Raw genomic sequence first — 14,009 nt, 5'->3', positions numbered from 1 at the left:
CGCACCCCAATTCGACCTCCCGCCCGGGCCTTTCCCCTTGCCCTTCCCCGATCCATGCCCGACATAGCAGGGACCATGGCCCAGTTCGCCCGATCGCCCCTCACCGCCGTCCTGGGCCCCACCAACACCGGCAAGACCCACCTCGCCGTCGAACGCATGTGCGGCCATAGCTCCGGGATGATGGGCTTCCCGCTGCGCCTGCTGGCGCGGGAAGTCTATGACCGGGTGGCCGGCATGAAGGGCCCGGCGCAGGTCGCCCTCATCACCGGCGAGGAAAAGATCGTGCCCCCCGGCGCCCGCTATTTCCTCTGCACCGCGGAATCCATGCCGATCGGTCGGCAGGCCGGGACCGCGAACGAAGGGCTGGCGGATTACGCCTTCGTCGCCCTGGACGAAGCCCAGCTCGGCGCCGATCCGGAACGCGGCCATGTCTTCACCGACCGCCTCCTGCGCGCCAGGGGCCGGGAGGAAACGATGATCCTCGGCTCGGCCAGCATCGGCCGGGTGGTGAAGGCGCTGGTCCCCGATGCGGAGATCATCGGCCGCCCGCGTTTCTCGACGCTCAGCTATGCCGGCGCGAAAAAGCTCTCCCGCCTGCCCAAGCGTTCCGCCATCGTCGCCTTCTCCGCCGAGGAGGTCTATGCCGTGGCGGAAATGCTCCGCCGCTTCCGGGGCGGCGCGGCGGTGGTGATGGGCGCGCTCTCGCCCCGCACCCGCAATGCGCAGGTGCAGATGTTCCTGAACGGAGAGGTCGACTATCTGGTCGCCACCGACGCGATCGGCATGGGCCTCAACCTCGACGTCGCGCATGTCGCCTTCGCCTCGCTGCGCAAATATGACGGCCGCCGCACCCGCCGCCTGACCGTCGCGGAAATGGCGCAGATCGCCGGGCGCGCCGGCCGCCACCACCAGGACGGCACCTTCGGCAGCCTGGGCCATGAGGATGGCGACGCCGCCTTCACGCCGGAAGAGATAGAGGCGATAGAGGCGCACCGGTTTCCGCCGGTGGAGCAGCTTTTCTGGCGCAACGGCACGCCGCGCACCGACCGGCTGGATCACCTCATTTCCGATCTGGAGCAGAAGCCCGAACGCCCCGAACTGCGCGCCGCGCCCGAAGCGGTCGACCTCGCCGTGCTCAGGCGGCTCGCCGACGACCCGCTGGTGATCGATCGGGCACGCGGCAGGAAGCAGGTCGAACGGCTCTGGGCCGCCTGCGGCCTGCCCGATTTCCAGAAGCTGGGCGCCGAACATCATGCCCGCGCCGTCAGCCGCATCTGGCGCTTCCTGTCCGAAGGGACGGGCCACATCCCCCGCGACTGGTTCGCCCAGCAGATTGCGCGACTCGATTCGGTTCAGGGCGACATCGACACCCTCTCCGGCCGGATCGCCGCCGCCCGCACCTGGTCCTACATCGCCCATCGCGCCGACTGGCTCGCCCATCCGGCGGAAATGGCGGAGCGCACCCGCGCCCTCGAAGAAAAGCTCTCCGACGCGCTCCACGCCGCGCTGACGCAGCGTTTCGTGGACCGGCGCACCACCGTTCTGCTAAGGGACATCGGCCAAAGCGCGGCCAATCTGCCGGTCGAAATCGAACAGGACGGGACAGTCTGCGTCGATGGCGAGACGATCGGGCGACTTGACGGATTTCGTTTCTCGGTCGATCCCGCTACCCGGCATCAGGACAGGAAGATGCTGCTGGCGGCCGCTGAACGGCGCCTTGGAAGGATATTGCGAGTGAAGGCTGACGAATTGCTGGGCGCACCCGATACCGATTTCGCGCTCATGGACGAAGCAGGGCAGGCCCCCGGCATAAGCTGGAAGGGCGATCCGGTGGCGACGCTGCACGGCGGCCCCGCGCTGCTGACCCCGGAAATCCGTCTGGACCGCGCGCTCCTCGCAATGGGACAGGATGTGCAGAAGCAGGTGGCGGCCCGCCTTGCCGCATGGATGGACGCGCAGAAGGAAAAGCATCTGCTGCCCCTCACCAGGATGGTGGGCAGCAGCGCCGATCCCGAAGTCCCCGCCGTCGTCCGCGCCGTCTTCGCCCAGCTTGCCGATGCCGGCGGCGTCATCGCGCGCACCGAACTCGATTCGGCGCTCGGCCATCTCGACAAGGACCAGCGCCATCTGCTGCGCCGCGCCGGCATCGACATCGGCGTGCTCGACATCTATCATCCCGGCCTGCTGAAGCCCGGCGCCGCCCGCTGGCGCGCCGCCCTGCTGGCCGCGCGCCTGGGCAAGCCCTGCCTGCCCCTGCCCGGCCCCGGCCTCACCCTGATCCCGGCCGGCGAAAAGCCTGAGCAGATGGGCGCCCGCATCGCCGGCTTCCGCGGCTTTGGCGAACAGATGCTGCGCATCGACATGGCCGAACGCATGGCCCGCACCGCGCATGAGGCCATCGCCAGGAACGAGGCCTTCACCGCGCAGAGCCCGCAGATCGTCTCGCTCGGCCTGTCGGAGGACGCCTTCCTGCAACTGATGCGCCTCGCGGGCTTCCGCGCCGTGGAGGCGCCTGCGGAGGGCGGACCCAATTGGGCCTTCCGTGGCCGGCAGAAGGCGCGGACGCACCAGCAGCATCCGGGCCGCGAAAAGCGCGGCGCGCCTGCCCAGGGCAAGCCCCGCAACGACCGGGGGCCGCGCCCCGCCGCCTCGTCCGGCCCTGCCCCCACCGGCAACCATGCCTTTGCGGGCCTTGCCGAACTGCTGGGCCGCAATGGCTGACGCGGGCCTGGTCGCGGCCCACGGCCCCAGCCTGCGCATCGACAAGTTCCTCTGGTTCGCGCGCCTCGCAAAGAGCCGTTCGGTCGCCCAGAAAATGGCGGAGGACGGCCATATCCGCCTCAACGGCCGCCGCATCGAACGCTCGCACGCGCCGGTGCGGGCCGGAGACCTCATCACCTTTCCCCATCCCAGCGGCGTCCGGGTCGTCCGCATCCTCCAGCTCCCCGGCCGCCGAGGCCCCGCCCCCGAAGCCCAGTCCTGCTATGAGGAACTGACGGTCGGCGCCTGAAGGGCCGCCTTTGTCGTTCCCGCAAAGGCGGGAACCCATCTCCCAACATTGCCCCCAGCTCATCGGCAGGGGAGATGAATCCCCGTCTCCACAGGAATGACAGGAAAAAGCCCACTACCCGCGCCCCAACAATATCCTCATTGACCTTCGCGCCGACCGCGCATAGCAGGGCGCCGATTGTCTCCCTACCAAGAGTGCTGACCCATGACCTATGTCGTGACCGATAACTGCATCCGCTGCAAATATATGGATTGCGTCGAGGTTTGCCCCGTGGACTGTTTCTACGAGGGCGAGAACATGCTGGTCATCAATCCGAACGAGTGCATCGACTGCGGCGTGTGCGAACCGGAATGCCCTGCCGAGGCGATTCTGCCCGATACGGAGAACGGCCTGGAAAAATGGCTGGAGCTGAACACGAAATTCTCCGCCGAATGGCCCAATATCACCGTCAAGGGCGAAGCCCCCGCCGACGCCGACGAGATGAAGGGCATCGAAAACAAGCTGGAGAAATTCTTCTCGCCGGAGCCCGGCGCGGGCAGCTGAAACGCCACGCCGCAAGGCTGTCGCGAACCGCCGCCGGCATCCTCATGAAGACTAGCTGTTGCGTTTAATTTGCACCGCCACTCCCGGATTTTGTGTCCGGGGGTGGCAATTTTGTTACGAATCTGCTAAATAGGCGCCAACAGGTGGACATGGTCGCGTCCACTACGGAGACAAATGCCTGATGTTATGATGGTGGCGCCGCGCTTCCCCTGGCTCGTGCACCTTTTCGCACCTGCAACGCGAATGCCACCGCTCCCCCGAAGACATGGAAAGGTTTCAAATGGCTGCCAAGGCGCTGTCCTTTGACGTAGGTGATTATGTTGTTTACCCCAAGCATGGCGTTGGCCGCGTCATAGAACTGCAGAAGGAGCAGATTGCGGGCATGGAGCTGGAACTCTATGTCCTGCGCTTCGAAAAGGAGCGGATGACGCTCCGCGTGCCCACGAACAAGGCCGAGGGCGTCGGCATGCGCAAGCTTTCCTCCAACAAGACGCTGGAGGAAGCGGTCGAAACCCTGAAGGGCAAGCCCAAGGTGAAGCGCACCATGTGGTCGCGCCGCGCGCAGGAATATGAAGCGAAGATCAATTCGGGCGATCTGGTGTCGATCGCCGAAGTGACCCGCGACCTGTTCCGCGCCGACGATCAGCCGGAACAGAGCTATTCCGAACGGCAGATCTTCGAAGCCGCGTCCAGCCGCCTCGCCCGCGAACTCGCGGCGATGGAGGAAACGGACGAGCCGAGCGCGCTCAAGAAGATCCTGCGCATCCTCAACGAAGCCGCACCCCGGCATGCGAAGGTGGAAGGCTGACGACATCCGGCTGAGCCGACAACGGCAGGCCAGAATTAAGGGCGCCCCGAACAGGGCGCCCTTTTTTTTGCAATCCAACCGGACGAAGGGCGGGAAACCGCCGGTGCGGCCGGTCCTATTCGCCCTTCGCGGCGCCCGCCGCGTCCTTGGCCGCATCTCCGACATCGCTCGCCGCCTGCCCGACCTGCGTGGCCGCGCTCTCGACCGCGCTGTCCTTCCGGCTCTGGCTGCTGATCAGGAAGAAGGCGGCAATCGCCACGACCACGACCAGCAGGAGAACCGCCACCATGGTTCCGCCGCCGCCACGCTTCTCGATGATCGTGGTCGTCGCCGGACGATCCTGATAATCCGCCATAGAAATCCTCCTCGTCTTCACGCCACCCGGCGGCATAATGCGCAAGCGAGCGGGCGGGTTCCTGACCGGATCAGCGGCAATAGCCCTCCCGGCCCGGCAGCACGATCAGGCAATCCTGCCGGCCGGCAAGATCCTTGAACCCGGTTTCCGCGCCCGTGCCCGGACGAATGCTCAGGTCCCTGCCGTCGCGCACGAAGCGGATCGTCGCCCCTTCGGCCACGCCGGGATAGTCTCCCTGCCGGTCCAGATTGTCCTGATTGGCGATGGCATAATGTCCGGGCCGGCCATCGGGCGACGGCTGGATGTCCAGGAACAGCCCCTCCGGCCCATTCCACCGCCCGACCCAGTCGTCGGTGGGCAGGCCCGCCGCCCCGTTGGCGGCGGCATTGACGGCATCCGGCTCGGCAATCGCCTCCACATCGGCCGGCTGCGCGGCATTGTTCGCGGCCCCGCCCTCGTCGGCGCTCCTGGCGCAACCGGAAGTTAGCGCTCCCATCGCCATCAGCGGGAGAATCAGGCCCAGATTGCGACGATTCATCCATCTTTCTCCTTGCAATTGACCCGATAAACCGCTGAACGCGGGGCTTCGATCCATTTCCCGACAGGGGGCGGAGCCGCTTGCCAGCGGCTGCGACGGGAAGGCAGGATCATGGGCGGGGAAAAGAGATGGAGAACAAGGTTGAGGGGCGCCCGGAAAGGGCGCGGTTCGTTCGCGAATCCGCCGATGTCCGGCGGCAGGCCCCGATCGAGGCGACGGCGCGCTGTCTTTCGGAAAAGGGCGTGGGCGGCACCTCCGTCCGCGCGATCTGCGCCTATGCCGGCGTTTCGGCCGGTTTGCTCACCCATTATTTCGACGGCGTCGACGCGCTGATCCTGGCCACCTATCGCGATGTCGGTGAAAAGGTCGCCGCCGCCATGGAACGCGCCGTGGCGGAGGCCGGCTCCTGCCCCCGCGCACGGCTCTGGGCCTATCTGCGCTCCAACTTCCAGCCGCCCGTGCTGGACCCCGATCTGCTGGCGACCTGGATTTCCTTCTGGAGCCTCAACAAGACCAATCCCGCCATCGCCGCCACCCATGCCGAAACCTATGGCGGCGGGCGCGAACGCATGGAGGTGCTGCTGCGCGAGGCGGCGCCCCAGATTCCCCGTCCCGACGCGCGCATCGCCGCCATCGGGCTTACCGCGATGATCGACGGCCTGTGGCTGGAACTGTGCCTCGACTCCTCCACCTTCACCATAGAGGAAGCGCTGGGCATGCTGGAGGAGGCGATGAACTACGTCCTGCAAAAGCCGAGAAACGGCTAGATCGATCAATGAAGCTGGCGGTGATCGTTTTTATCAATCAACCTTGTCGATAAAACCAATTTCACGGCGCCCTGCGCTTTCCCTACATGGGTCGGGCAACAGCAACCCCCTAAAAAGGAACTGGAAAGCCCATGGCGCTTATCAACACGACCATCAAGCCGTTCAAGGCCACCGCTTACAAGGAAGGCAAGTTCGTCGACGTGACCGACGCCGACGTGAAGGGCAAGTGGGCCGTCTTCTTCTTCTACCCCGCCGACTTCACCTTCGTCTGCCCGACGGAGCTGGAGGATCTGGCCGACATCTACCCGACGCTGCAGAAGCTGAACGTAGAGGTGTACTCGGTGTCGACCGACACGCATTTCAGCCACAAGGCCTGGCACGACACCTCGCCGGCCATCGGCAAGATCAACTATTATATGCTGGGCGACCAGTCGGGCCAGATCACCAATAATTTCGACGTGATGCGCCCGGGCGTGGGCCTTGCCGACCGCGCGACCTTCCTGGTCGATCCCGAAGGCGTGATCCAGTTCATGGAAATCACCTCGGAAGGCGTCGGCCGCAACGCGACCGAACTGCTCCGCAAGGTCAAGGCCGCGCAATATGTCGCCGCCAACCCCGGCGAAGTCTGCCCGGCCAAGTGGGAAGAAGGCGAAGCGACCCTTGCTCCGTCGCTCGACCTCGTCGGCAAGATCTGAAGACCTGAAAGGGCGTCTGCCGGATCGGGTCGAGTTCCTCCCTGATCCGGCAGGGCCTCTGCATGCCGCGTGCTCCTGCCTTCGCAGGAGCACGACGAAGTCAAATCGCATCATCGCAAACACCGCCGGGCCTTCGGGTCGCACCGTTCCGGCGAACATGTAGCCGCGCCCCGGATAGGCGCGCCCAACCCAAGGAGACCGAAGATGTTGGACGCAAATCTGAAGGCCCAGCTCAAGGCCTATATGGCGAACATCACCCAGCCGATCGAGCTGGTCGCATCGCTGGACGACAGCCCCAAGAGCCGCGAACTCAAGACGCTGCTGGATGAGATCGCCGAACTGTCGGACAAGGTGACGATCGCCGCCGGTAACGCCAGCCGCGTCCCCAGCTTCATGATCCGCCGCACCGGCACGGACATCGGCGTCACCTTCGCCGGCCTGCCCATGGGGCATGAATTCACCTCGCTCGTGCTGGCGCTGCTCCAGGTCGGCGGCCATCCGTCGAAGGCCGCGCAGGACCTGATCCAGCAGATCAGGGATATTGACGGCGACTTCGCCTTCGAAACCTATTTCTCGCTCTCCTGCCAGAACTGCCCCGACGTGGTGCAGGCGCTGAACCTGATGAGCGTGCTCAACCCGCGCATCAGCCACACCGCCATCGACGGCGCGCTGTTCAAGGAAGAGGTCGACGCGCGCAAGGTCATGGCCGTCCCCACCGTCTTCCTGAACGGCGAACCCTTCGCCAGCGGCCGCATGGAGCTGGAGCAGATCGTCGCCAGGATCGACAGCGGCGCGGCGGCCCGCGCCGCGGAGAAGATCAAGGCCCAGGACCCGTTCGAGGTGCTGGTGGTGGGCGGCGGCCCCGCCGGCGCGGCGGCGGCCATCTACGCGGCGCGCAAGGGCATCCGCACCGGCGTCGCGGCGGAACGCTTCGGCGGCCAGGTGCTCGACACCATGGACATAGAGAATTTCATCTCGGTCAGCCGCACCGAAGGGCCCAAGCTCGCCTCCGCGCTGGAAGCGCATGTGAAGGACTATGATGTCGAGATCATGAACCTCCAGAAGGCGGCGAAGCTGATCCCGGCCAAGGCCGAAGGCGGCTATCACGAAGTCGTCCTCGAAAATGGCGCGTCGCTCAGGGGCCGCACCGTCATCCTCTCCACCGGCGCCCGCTGGCGGCAGATGGGCGTGCCCGGCGAGGATGAATATCGCAACAAGGGCGTCGCCTACTGCCCCCATTGCGACGGTCCGCTGTTCAAGGGCAAGCGCGTCGCGGTGATCGGCGGCGGCAACAGCGGCGTGGAGGCGGCGATCGACCTCGCCGGCATCGTCGCCCATGTGACGCTGATCGAATATGACAGCCAGCTCCGCGCCGACGCCGTGCTCCAGCGCAAGCTCGCCAGCCTGCCCAATGTCAGGATCATCACCTCGGCCCTGACGACCAGGGTCGACGGCAATGGCGAGAAAGTGACTGGCCTCAGCTACAAGGACCGCAACAGCGGCACGGAGCATGATGTCGAGCTGGAGGGCATTTTCGTCCAGATCGGCCTCGTCCCCAACACCGAATGGCTGAAGGACGCGATCGCCCTCTCCCCGCGCGGAGAGATAGAGATCGACGCGCGCGGCGAAACCAGCCAGCCGGGCATCTTCGCGGCAGGCGACTGCACGACCGTGCCCTACAAGCAGATCGTGATCGCCATGGGAGCCGGATCGACGGCGGCGCTGTCCGCCTTCGACTATCTCATCCGCCTCCCCGCGACGGAGGAAACCGCGGAAGCGGCCTGATCGGAATGCCGGAAAACAGGAAGGCGGCGGGGTCTCGCAGGAACCCGCCGCCTTCCTGCCCCGTCCGAAGGGCCCCTAACGCCGCATCAACCTCAGCCGGAATATCCCCGGATCGACCTCCAGCATCGGCGCGCCCGCTCCCACCCCCGCATCGTCGCGCTGCGCCAGCACGACCGGCGCCTGCGGCGTGAAGGTGGCGACCGCGCTCCCCGGATCGCCCACCACCAGCGCATCCACCATCAGCGCGGGGCTCAGCCGGTCCGACGTCACGCTGACCAGCGTGCCGATCTGCGTCATCCCGAACAGCTTGCGGGCAAAGACCTGGGGCAGGCGAATGCACCCATGGCTCGCCGGATAGCCGGGATTATGCCCGGCATGCAGCGCGATCCCGTCCCAGGTCAGCCGCTGCATGAAGGGCATGGGCGCGTTGGAATAGAGGTTCGACCGATGCCATTCCCGCTTCTGCAACACCGGAAACTCGCCGGTGGGGGTGCGATGCCCCTTCATGCCGGTCGACACGCTGGCGACCCCGACCAGCCGGTCGCCGTCATAGACATGCACCCTCTGCCGCTCGATGCTGATGACCAGATAGAGCGGCCCGGCAAAGGGCCCCTCCTCCAGCCAGCGATAGCCCCCCGGCCCCAGCGCCTCCTGCGCCCCGGCCGGCGGCGCCACCGCACAGGTCAGCAACAGCAGGAAGGTCAGAAAGGCGCGCATAAACACCTTCTTAACCATAAGACGGCGCAGCGCCAGCCCCCGGCGGACTCGCATCGGTATCGGATCGGGACGGTCGCCGCCCCGGCGCGTCCCTAAAGCAGGCTCAACTGCGCGACCGGCGCAAAGCTCCTGCGGTGCAGCGGCGTCGGCCCATGCTCGCGCAGCGCGGCCAGATGCCGGGCGCTGCCATAGCCCTTGTTGCTTTCCCAGCCATAATGCGGGTGCGCCGCCGCCGCCTCGATCATCATCCGGTCGCGCGCCTCCTTCGCCAATATGGATGCCGCCGCGATGGACAGGCATTTGGCGTCGCCCTCGACCACCGCCGTCGAGGCCCAGCGCCATTGCGGACAGCGATTGCCATCCACCAGCACATGCGCGCAGTCATGGGTCAGCGCCTCCACCGCCCGCGTCATCGCCAGCATCGTCGCCCAGAGGATGTTGAGGCTGTCGATCTCCTCGACCGAAGCGACCCCCAGGCCCCAGCACAGCGCCCGCGCCTTGATCTCGCCCTCCAGCACGGCCCGCTTCGCCGCGCTGAGCTGCTTGCTGTCGTTGAGCCCGTCCGGGCAATCCTCCCGCCGCAGGATCACCGCAGCCGCCACCACCGGCCCGGCCAGCGGCCCCCGCCCGGCCTCGTCCACGCCGGCGACCAGCCCCGGATGATGCCGCAATTCATGGGCGAAATCAGGCATGGTCATGAAATCCGAACGGCGCGCCCATCGGCCCATGTCCGCCGCCAAGGCCGGGCGCCAGCGCCAGCGCCTCCCGCACATATTTGCGCGCCCGCTCGATCGCGTCGATCATGTCCCATCCCTGCCCCAGCCCGGTCGCGATCGCGCTGGCCAGCGTGCAGCCCGTGCCATGGCTGTGCCGCGTGTCGATCCGCGCATTGCTCCAGGCCTTCACCACGCCGCCCGGCCCGATCAGCCGGTCGGTCAGCATCGGCCCCTCGCCATGGCCGCCCTTGGCCAGCACATGCGTCACGAAGCGGACCGCGATCTCCTCCCCGCCCAGCGCCTCCAGCTCCGGAATATTGGGCGTCACCAGCGTCGCCAGCGCCATCAGCCGCTCGAACGCCGCCACCGTCGCCTCATCGGCCAGCGCCGAACCGCTGGTCGCCACCATCACCGGATCGAAGACGATGGGCACGCCTTCCAGCGCCGCCAGCCGCTCGGCCACCGCCGCCGCCGTCTCCGCCGATCCGATCATGCCGATCTTCACCGCGTCGACCCCGATGTCGCCGATCACGCTTTCCATCTGCGCGATCACCATGTCGGCCGGCACCGGATGGACGCCCTGCACGCCCAGCGTGTTCTGCGCGGTGATCGCGGTGATCGCCGTCATGGCATGGCCGCCCAACAGCGTCACGGTGCGGATGTCGGCCTGGATGCCGGCCCCGCCGCCGCTGTCGGACCCGGCGACGATCAGGATGCGGGCGATGCTCATCCCCCGAAACGCCGCTCCGCCGAAGCCGGATGCCGCTTCAACGCATCCCCCACCCGCGTCGGCCGGTCCATCAACTCCCCGCCGCAATTGGGGCAGCGGTCGTCCAGCGCCTCCGCGCAGGGCGCGCAAAAGCTGCATTCGAAGGAACAGATGAACGCCCCCGGCTCGTCGGCGGGCAGATCGACGCCGCAGCGTTCGCAATCGGGCCGCATCTCAAGCATGGACGATCGCCCTCCGTCCGCCGTTCGCGCGCAGGCGGGAACCCATCTCCCGCCGCCTCCACCGGACCGGACGCGCCGGAAAGGCAGCGCCATATCGGCAAGGACAACCGCAACGCAACGCCGTCACGCCGCCGCCTTCGCCACGGCGTCGCAGATGCGCTCCACCACGTCCCTGACCTGCTCCTCGCGGTCGCCTTCCGCCATCACCCGGATCACCGGCTCCGTGCCGGACGGACGGATCACCAGCCGCCCGCACCCGTTCAGCTCCGCCTCCGCCTGCGCGATCGCCTTCCGCACATCCTCATGCTCCAGCGGCCTGCCGCCGGAAAAGCGCACATTCTTCAGCAATTGCGGCACCGGATCGAACTGGTGCAGCACCTCGCTCGCCGGCTTGCCGGACCGCACCAGCGCCGCCAGCACCTGCAGCGCCGCCATCGTGCCGTCGCCGGTCGTCGCATAGTCGGACAGGATCATGTGCCCCGACTGCTCGCCCCCGACATTGAAGCCGCCCTCGCGCATCCGCTCCAGCACATAACGGTCGCCCACCTTGGTCCGCTCCAGCGCCATGCCCTGCCCGGCCAGAAACCGCTCCAGCCCCAGGTTCGACATCACCGTCGCCACCAGCCCGCCGCCGCGCAGCATCCCCGCCTTCGCGAAATTGCCCGCGATCAGGGCCATGATCTGGTCGCCGTCGACGATCGCGCCATGCTCGTCCACCACGATCAGCCGGTCGGCATCGCCGTCCAGCGCGATGCCGATGTCGGCGCCCGACGACACCACCGTTTCCTGCAACAGCAGCGGCGCGGTCGATCCGCACTGGTCGTTGATGTTGATGCCGTTGGGCGTGACGCCGATCGCCACCACCTCCGCCCCCAATTCCCACAGGGCGGAAGGGGCGACCTGATAGGCCGCGCCATTGGCGCAATCGACCACGATCTTCAGCCCGTCCAGCCGCAGATCGGCGGGAAAGCTGGACTTGACCGCATGGATATAGCGGCCGCGCGCATCCTCCACGCGGCGGGCGCGGCCGATGTCCTGCGACGCGGCCAGCGGGATCTGCTGGTCCAGCATCGCCTCGATCTTCAGCTCATCCTCGTCCGACAGCTTGTAGCCGTCCGGACCGAATAATTTTATGCCATTGTCGAAATAGGGATTGTGGCTGGCCGAAATCATCACGCCCAGGTCGGCGCGCATCGAATGGGCCAGCAACGCCACGGCGGGCGTCGGGATCGGCCCGAACTGCACCACGTCCATGCCGACCGCCGTGAACCCGGCGACCAGCGCATTTTCGACCATATAGCCCGACAGCCGCGTATCCTTGCCGATCACCACGCGATGGCGATGGGTGCCGCGCTGGAAATGCTTGCCCGCCGCCATGCCGACCTTCATCGCCAGTTCGGCGGTCATCGGCCATTGGTTGGTGCGCCCGCGAATGCCGTCCGTACCGAAATATTTCCTGCTCATCGTCCCTGCCCGCCCCGCGGTGAAGCTCTCATGCTTCCCATAGCAATCTTTGTTCGACTTTCCAGCAAGGACCGGCCATCCCCTTGCGAATGGACGGATTCAATGCAGCGGTCGACGCCCTTTCCGGCGCGGTCTTCATGAAGGTGCCGGTGCTCGGCGCGCAGATCGAGCTGATCGTGCTCTATCTGGCGCTGCCGATGCTGTTCTTCACCCTCTGGCTCGGCTTTCCCAACCTAACGGCGGTGGGCCGGGCGCTCCGCATCCTCAGGGCGCAGCCGCATGCGGGCGAGGCGAAGGGCGACGTCAGCCAGTGGGGCGCGCTGTCGACGGCGCTGTCGGGCACCATCGGCCTCGGCAATATCGCGGGCGTCGCGGTCGCGCTGACGATGGGCGGGCCGGGCGCGATCCTCTGGATGTTCATCATCGGCTGGTTCGCCATGACGGTGAAGATGGCGGAAGTGACGCTGGGCCTCAAATATCGCGTCTTCGACGCGCAGGGCCATGTGCATGGCGGGCCGATGTATGTGCTGAAGGCGGTGGGCGCGGCGCGCGGCTGGCCGAAGATCGGGCTGATATTGGGCGGCTTCTACGCCTTCTTCGCGCTGTTCGGGGCGATCCCCATGGTGCAGGTCAACCAGAGCTTCGCGCAGGTGAAGGTGGTGACCGGCTTCGCCAATGGCTGGGCCTATGGCACGATGCTGGCCGGCGCGGTGGCGCTGGTGACGCTGGGCGGCGCGGCCTGGCTGGGCGAGGTGGCGAAGCGGCTGACGCCGCTCAAGGTCGCGGTCTATCTGATCGGCGTCGCGACCGTGCTGATCCTCCACGCCGCCGCCATTCCGGGGGCGCTGGCGGACATCTGGCACGGCGCATGGAGCGGGCAGGCCGCGACCGGCGGCGCGGTGGGCGCCTTCGTCGCGGGCATGCGGCGCGCCGTCTTCGCCAGCGAGGCGGGCGTGGGATCGGCGGTGATGGCGCACAGCCTGGCGCGGGTGCGGCATCCGGTGTCGGAGGGGCTGGTCGCCCTGCTGGAACCGCTGCTCGGCACGATGATCGTCTGCGCGCTGGGCGGGCTGGCGCTGGTCGTGGCGGGCACATGGAATGGCGGGCTGGAGGGGATCGCCATCACCTCCGCCGCCTTCGCGCAGGTTTCGCCCTCCTTCCCCTGGCTGCTGGCGGTGGTCGTGGTGCTGTTCGCCTATTCGACGCTGGTGGCGTGGGGCTTTTACGGGCTTCAGGCCTGGGGCTATCTGTTCGGCAACGGTCCCCGGGCGCAATGGACCTACAAGATCCTCTATATCGTCGCCTTGCCCCCCGCCGCCGCCATCGACCTCGGCCGGGTGGTCGGCATCGTCGACAGCAGCTTCTTCCTGATGGCGATCCCCAATGTCATCGCCCTCTACCTCTGCGCGGGCGAACTGCGACGCGACGTGCGGGCCTATCTCGCCGCGCCCGAAGAGGATTAAAATCGATTTCAGCAAACCGCGCTCCTGCACGGACAAGTTCAAGTCTCGCCAGCCCGCATGATGTGGGTGGTAATCGGACACCCACCTTACCCCTCTCCCTCGAGGGAGAGGGCTGCGCAGACTTGGCAGCTTGCTGCCCAGTCGCAGCCGGGTGAGGGGGTTGCGATCCAACGGATCGCGCGGGCCGCAGGCCCGCC

Annotated in this window: 15 protein-coding genes; 8 read left to right on the top strand and 7 right to left on the bottom strand. The window is 67.0% G+C overall.

Features of this window, described 5'->3' with window-relative positions:
* The first annotated feature begins 54 nt into the window (after nucleotides 1-54).
* The 4 genes from K7W03_RS24145 (at nucleotide 55) to K7W03_RS24130 (ending at nucleotide 4,361) form a co-directional block, all read left to right on the top strand.
* Nucleotides 55-2,721 carry a helicase-related protein gene (locus K7W03_RS24145; RefSeq protein ID WP_061940233.1) on the top strand — a complete coding sequence of 889 codons (2,667 nt, stop codon included), beginning with the start codon at nucleotides 55-57 and terminating at the stop codon, nucleotides 2,719-2,721.
* Nucleotides 2,714-3,010, top strand: coding sequence for an RNA-binding S4 domain-containing protein (locus tag K7W03_RS24140; protein ID WP_044661669.1), 297 nt, complete (start codon nucleotides 2,714-2,716; stop codon nucleotides 3,008-3,010). Before K7W03_RS24145 ends, K7W03_RS24140 begins: the two co-directional genes overlap by 8 nt.
* A gap of 204 nt (nucleotides 3,011-3,214) precedes the next feature.
* On the top strand, nucleotides 3,215-3,553 hold the full coding sequence (gene fdxA, locus K7W03_RS24135; protein WP_025551122.1) for a ferredoxin FdxA: 339 nt from the start codon (nucleotides 3,215-3,217) through the stop codon (nucleotides 3,551-3,553).
* 280 nt (nucleotides 3,554-3,833) lie between these two features.
* Complete coding sequence (locus K7W03_RS24130) at nucleotides 3,834-4,361, top strand: CarD family transcriptional regulator (protein WP_025551124.1); 528 nt, start codon at nucleotides 3,834-3,836, stop codon at nucleotides 4,359-4,361.
* A 115-nt stretch (nucleotides 4,362-4,476) separates the two neighbouring features.
* Here the strand turns inward: K7W03_RS24130 and K7W03_RS24125 are convergent, their stop codons facing one another.
* Together K7W03_RS24125 and K7W03_RS24120 are read right to left on the bottom strand one after the other, a co-directional pair.
* Complete coding sequence (locus K7W03_RS24125) at nucleotides 4,477-4,716, bottom strand: hypothetical protein (protein ID WP_025551125.1); 240 nt, start codon at nucleotides 4,714-4,716, stop codon at nucleotides 4,477-4,479.
* Nucleotides 4,717-4,786: 70 nt separating this feature from the next.
* Nucleotides 4,787-5,254, bottom strand: coding sequence for a hypothetical protein (locus tag K7W03_RS24120; RefSeq protein WP_044661668.1), 468 nt, complete (start codon nucleotides 5,252-5,254; stop codon nucleotides 4,787-4,789).
* Nucleotides 5,255-5,382: 128 nt separating this feature from the next.
* On the opposite strand from K7W03_RS24120, the gene K7W03_RS24115 reads away from it, so the two are divergent.
* The 3 genes from K7W03_RS24115 to ahpF all read left to right on the top strand — a co-directional run bounded on the left by K7W03_RS24115 (nucleotide 5,383) and on the right by ahpF (nucleotide 8,501).
* Nucleotides 5,383-6,021: a TetR family transcriptional regulator C-terminal domain-containing protein gene (locus K7W03_RS24115; protein WP_222887541.1), complete on the top strand. Its 639-nt coding sequence runs from the start codon at nucleotides 5,383-5,385 to the stop codon at nucleotides 6,019-6,021.
* A gap of 131 nt (nucleotides 6,022-6,152) precedes the next feature.
* Nucleotides 6,153-6,716, top strand: a complete 564-nt coding sequence (ahpC, locus tag K7W03_RS24110; RefSeq protein WP_013040906.1) for an alkyl hydroperoxide reductase subunit C — start codon at nucleotides 6,153-6,155, stop codon at nucleotides 6,714-6,716.
* A gap of 204 nt (nucleotides 6,717-6,920) precedes the next feature.
* On the top strand, nucleotides 6,921-8,501 hold the full coding sequence (ahpF, locus tag K7W03_RS24105; protein ID WP_222887540.1) for an alkyl hydroperoxide reductase subunit F: 1,581 nt from the start codon (nucleotides 6,921-6,923) through the stop codon (nucleotides 8,499-8,501).
* 75 nt (nucleotides 8,502-8,576) lie between these two features.
* Here ahpF and K7W03_RS24100 read toward each other — a convergent pair whose 3' ends face one another.
* The 5 genes from K7W03_RS24100 to glmM all read right to left on the bottom strand — a co-directional run bounded on the left by K7W03_RS24100 (nucleotide 8,577) and on the right by glmM (nucleotide 12,349).
* Nucleotides 8,577-9,218: a L,D-transpeptidase family protein gene (locus K7W03_RS24100; RefSeq protein WP_226870464.1), complete on the bottom strand. Its 642-nt coding sequence runs from the start codon at nucleotides 9,216-9,218 to the stop codon at nucleotides 8,577-8,579.
* Nucleotides 9,219-9,310: 92 nt separating this feature from the next.
* Complete coding sequence (locus K7W03_RS24095; protein WP_025551133.1) at nucleotides 9,311-9,910, bottom strand: ribonuclease HII; 600 nt, start codon at nucleotides 9,908-9,910, stop codon at nucleotides 9,311-9,313.
* Nucleotides 9,903-10,664, bottom strand: a complete 762-nt coding sequence (thiD, locus tag K7W03_RS24090; protein ID WP_222887539.1) for a bifunctional hydroxymethylpyrimidine kinase/phosphomethylpyrimidine kinase — start codon at nucleotides 10,662-10,664, stop codon at nucleotides 9,903-9,905. Before thiD ends, K7W03_RS24095 begins: the two co-directional genes overlap by 8 nt.
* Nucleotides 10,661-10,885 carry a DUF1272 domain-containing protein gene (locus K7W03_RS24085; RefSeq protein ID WP_103000197.1) on the bottom strand — a complete coding sequence of 75 codons (225 nt, stop codon included), beginning with the start codon at nucleotides 10,883-10,885 and terminating at the stop codon, nucleotides 10,661-10,663. The genes thiD and K7W03_RS24085 overlap by 4 nt, the downstream gene beginning before the upstream one ends.
* A gap of 123 nt (nucleotides 10,886-11,008) precedes the next feature.
* Nucleotides 11,009-12,349 carry a phosphoglucosamine mutase gene (glmM, locus tag K7W03_RS24080; protein WP_048577137.1) on the bottom strand — a complete coding sequence of 447 codons (1,341 nt, stop codon included), beginning with the start codon at nucleotides 12,347-12,349 and terminating at the stop codon, nucleotides 11,009-11,011.
* A gap of 89 nt (nucleotides 12,350-12,438) precedes the next feature.
* Here glmM and K7W03_RS24075 point away from each other — a divergent pair, with 89 nt between their 5' ends.
* A complete protein-coding gene (locus K7W03_RS24075; protein ID WP_044661663.1) occupies nucleotides 12,439-13,812 on the top strand; it encodes an alanine/glycine:cation symporter family protein in 1,374 nt (457 codons plus the stop codon).
* Nucleotides 13,813-14,009 lie beyond the last annotated feature (197 nt).

The organism is Sphingobium sp. PNB (assembly GCF_019873065.1).
GTDB lineage: Bacteria > Pseudomonadota > Alphaproteobacteria > Sphingomonadales > Sphingomonadaceae > Sphingobium > Sphingobium fuliginis.
Note: the sequence above shows the minus strand (reverse complement) of the source record. Positions and strands in the feature narration are given on the sequence as shown.

Coding starts and splice junctions, on each gene's coding strand:
- K7W03_RS24145 (WP_061940233.1), top strand. CDS start 55: ATGCCCGACATAGCAGGGACCATGGCCCAGTTCGCCCGATCGCCCCTC.
- K7W03_RS24140 (WP_044661669.1), top strand. CDS start 2,714: ATGGCTGACGCGGGCCTGGTCGCGGCCCACGGCCCCAGCCTGCGCATC.
- fdxA (WP_025551122.1), top strand. CDS start 3,215: ATGACCTATGTCGTGACCGATAACTGCATCCGCTGCAAATATATGGAT.
- K7W03_RS24130 (WP_025551124.1), top strand. CDS start 3,834: ATGGCTGCCAAGGCGCTGTCCTTTGACGTAGGTGATTATGTTGTTTAC.
- K7W03_RS24125 (WP_025551125.1), bottom strand. CDS start 4,716: ATGGCGGATTATCAGGATCGTCCGGCGACGACCACGATCATCGAGAAG.
- K7W03_RS24120 (WP_044661668.1), bottom strand. CDS start 5,254: ATGAATCGTCGCAATCTGGGCCTGATTCTCCCGCTGATGGCGATGGGA.
- K7W03_RS24115 (WP_222887541.1), top strand. CDS start 5,383: ATGGAGAACAAGGTTGAGGGGCGCCCGGAAAGGGCGCGGTTCGTTCGC.
- ahpC (WP_013040906.1), top strand. CDS start 6,153: ATGGCGCTTATCAACACGACCATCAAGCCGTTCAAGGCCACCGCTTAC.
- ahpF (WP_222887540.1), top strand. CDS start 6,921: ATGTTGGACGCAAATCTGAAGGCCCAGCTCAAGGCCTATATGGCGAAC.
- K7W03_RS24100 (WP_226870464.1), bottom strand. CDS start 9,218: ATGCGCGCCTTTCTGACCTTCCTGCTGTTGCTGACCTGTGCGGTGGCG.
- K7W03_RS24095 (WP_025551133.1), bottom strand. CDS start 9,910: ATGCCTGATTTCGCCCATGAATTGCGGCATCATCCGGGGCTGGTCGCC.
- thiD (WP_222887539.1), bottom strand. CDS start 10,664: ATGAGCATCGCCCGCATCCTGATCGTCGCCGGGTCCGACAGCGGCGGC.
- K7W03_RS24085 (WP_103000197.1), bottom strand. CDS start 10,885: ATGCTTGAGATGCGGCCCGATTGCGAACGCTGCGGCGTCGATCTGCCC.
- glmM (WP_048577137.1), bottom strand. CDS start 12,349: ATGAGCAGGAAATATTTCGGTACGGACGGCATTCGCGGGCGCACCAAC.
- K7W03_RS24075 (WP_044661663.1), top strand. CDS start 12,439: ATGGACGGATTCAATGCAGCGGTCGACGCCCTTTCCGGCGCGGTCTTC.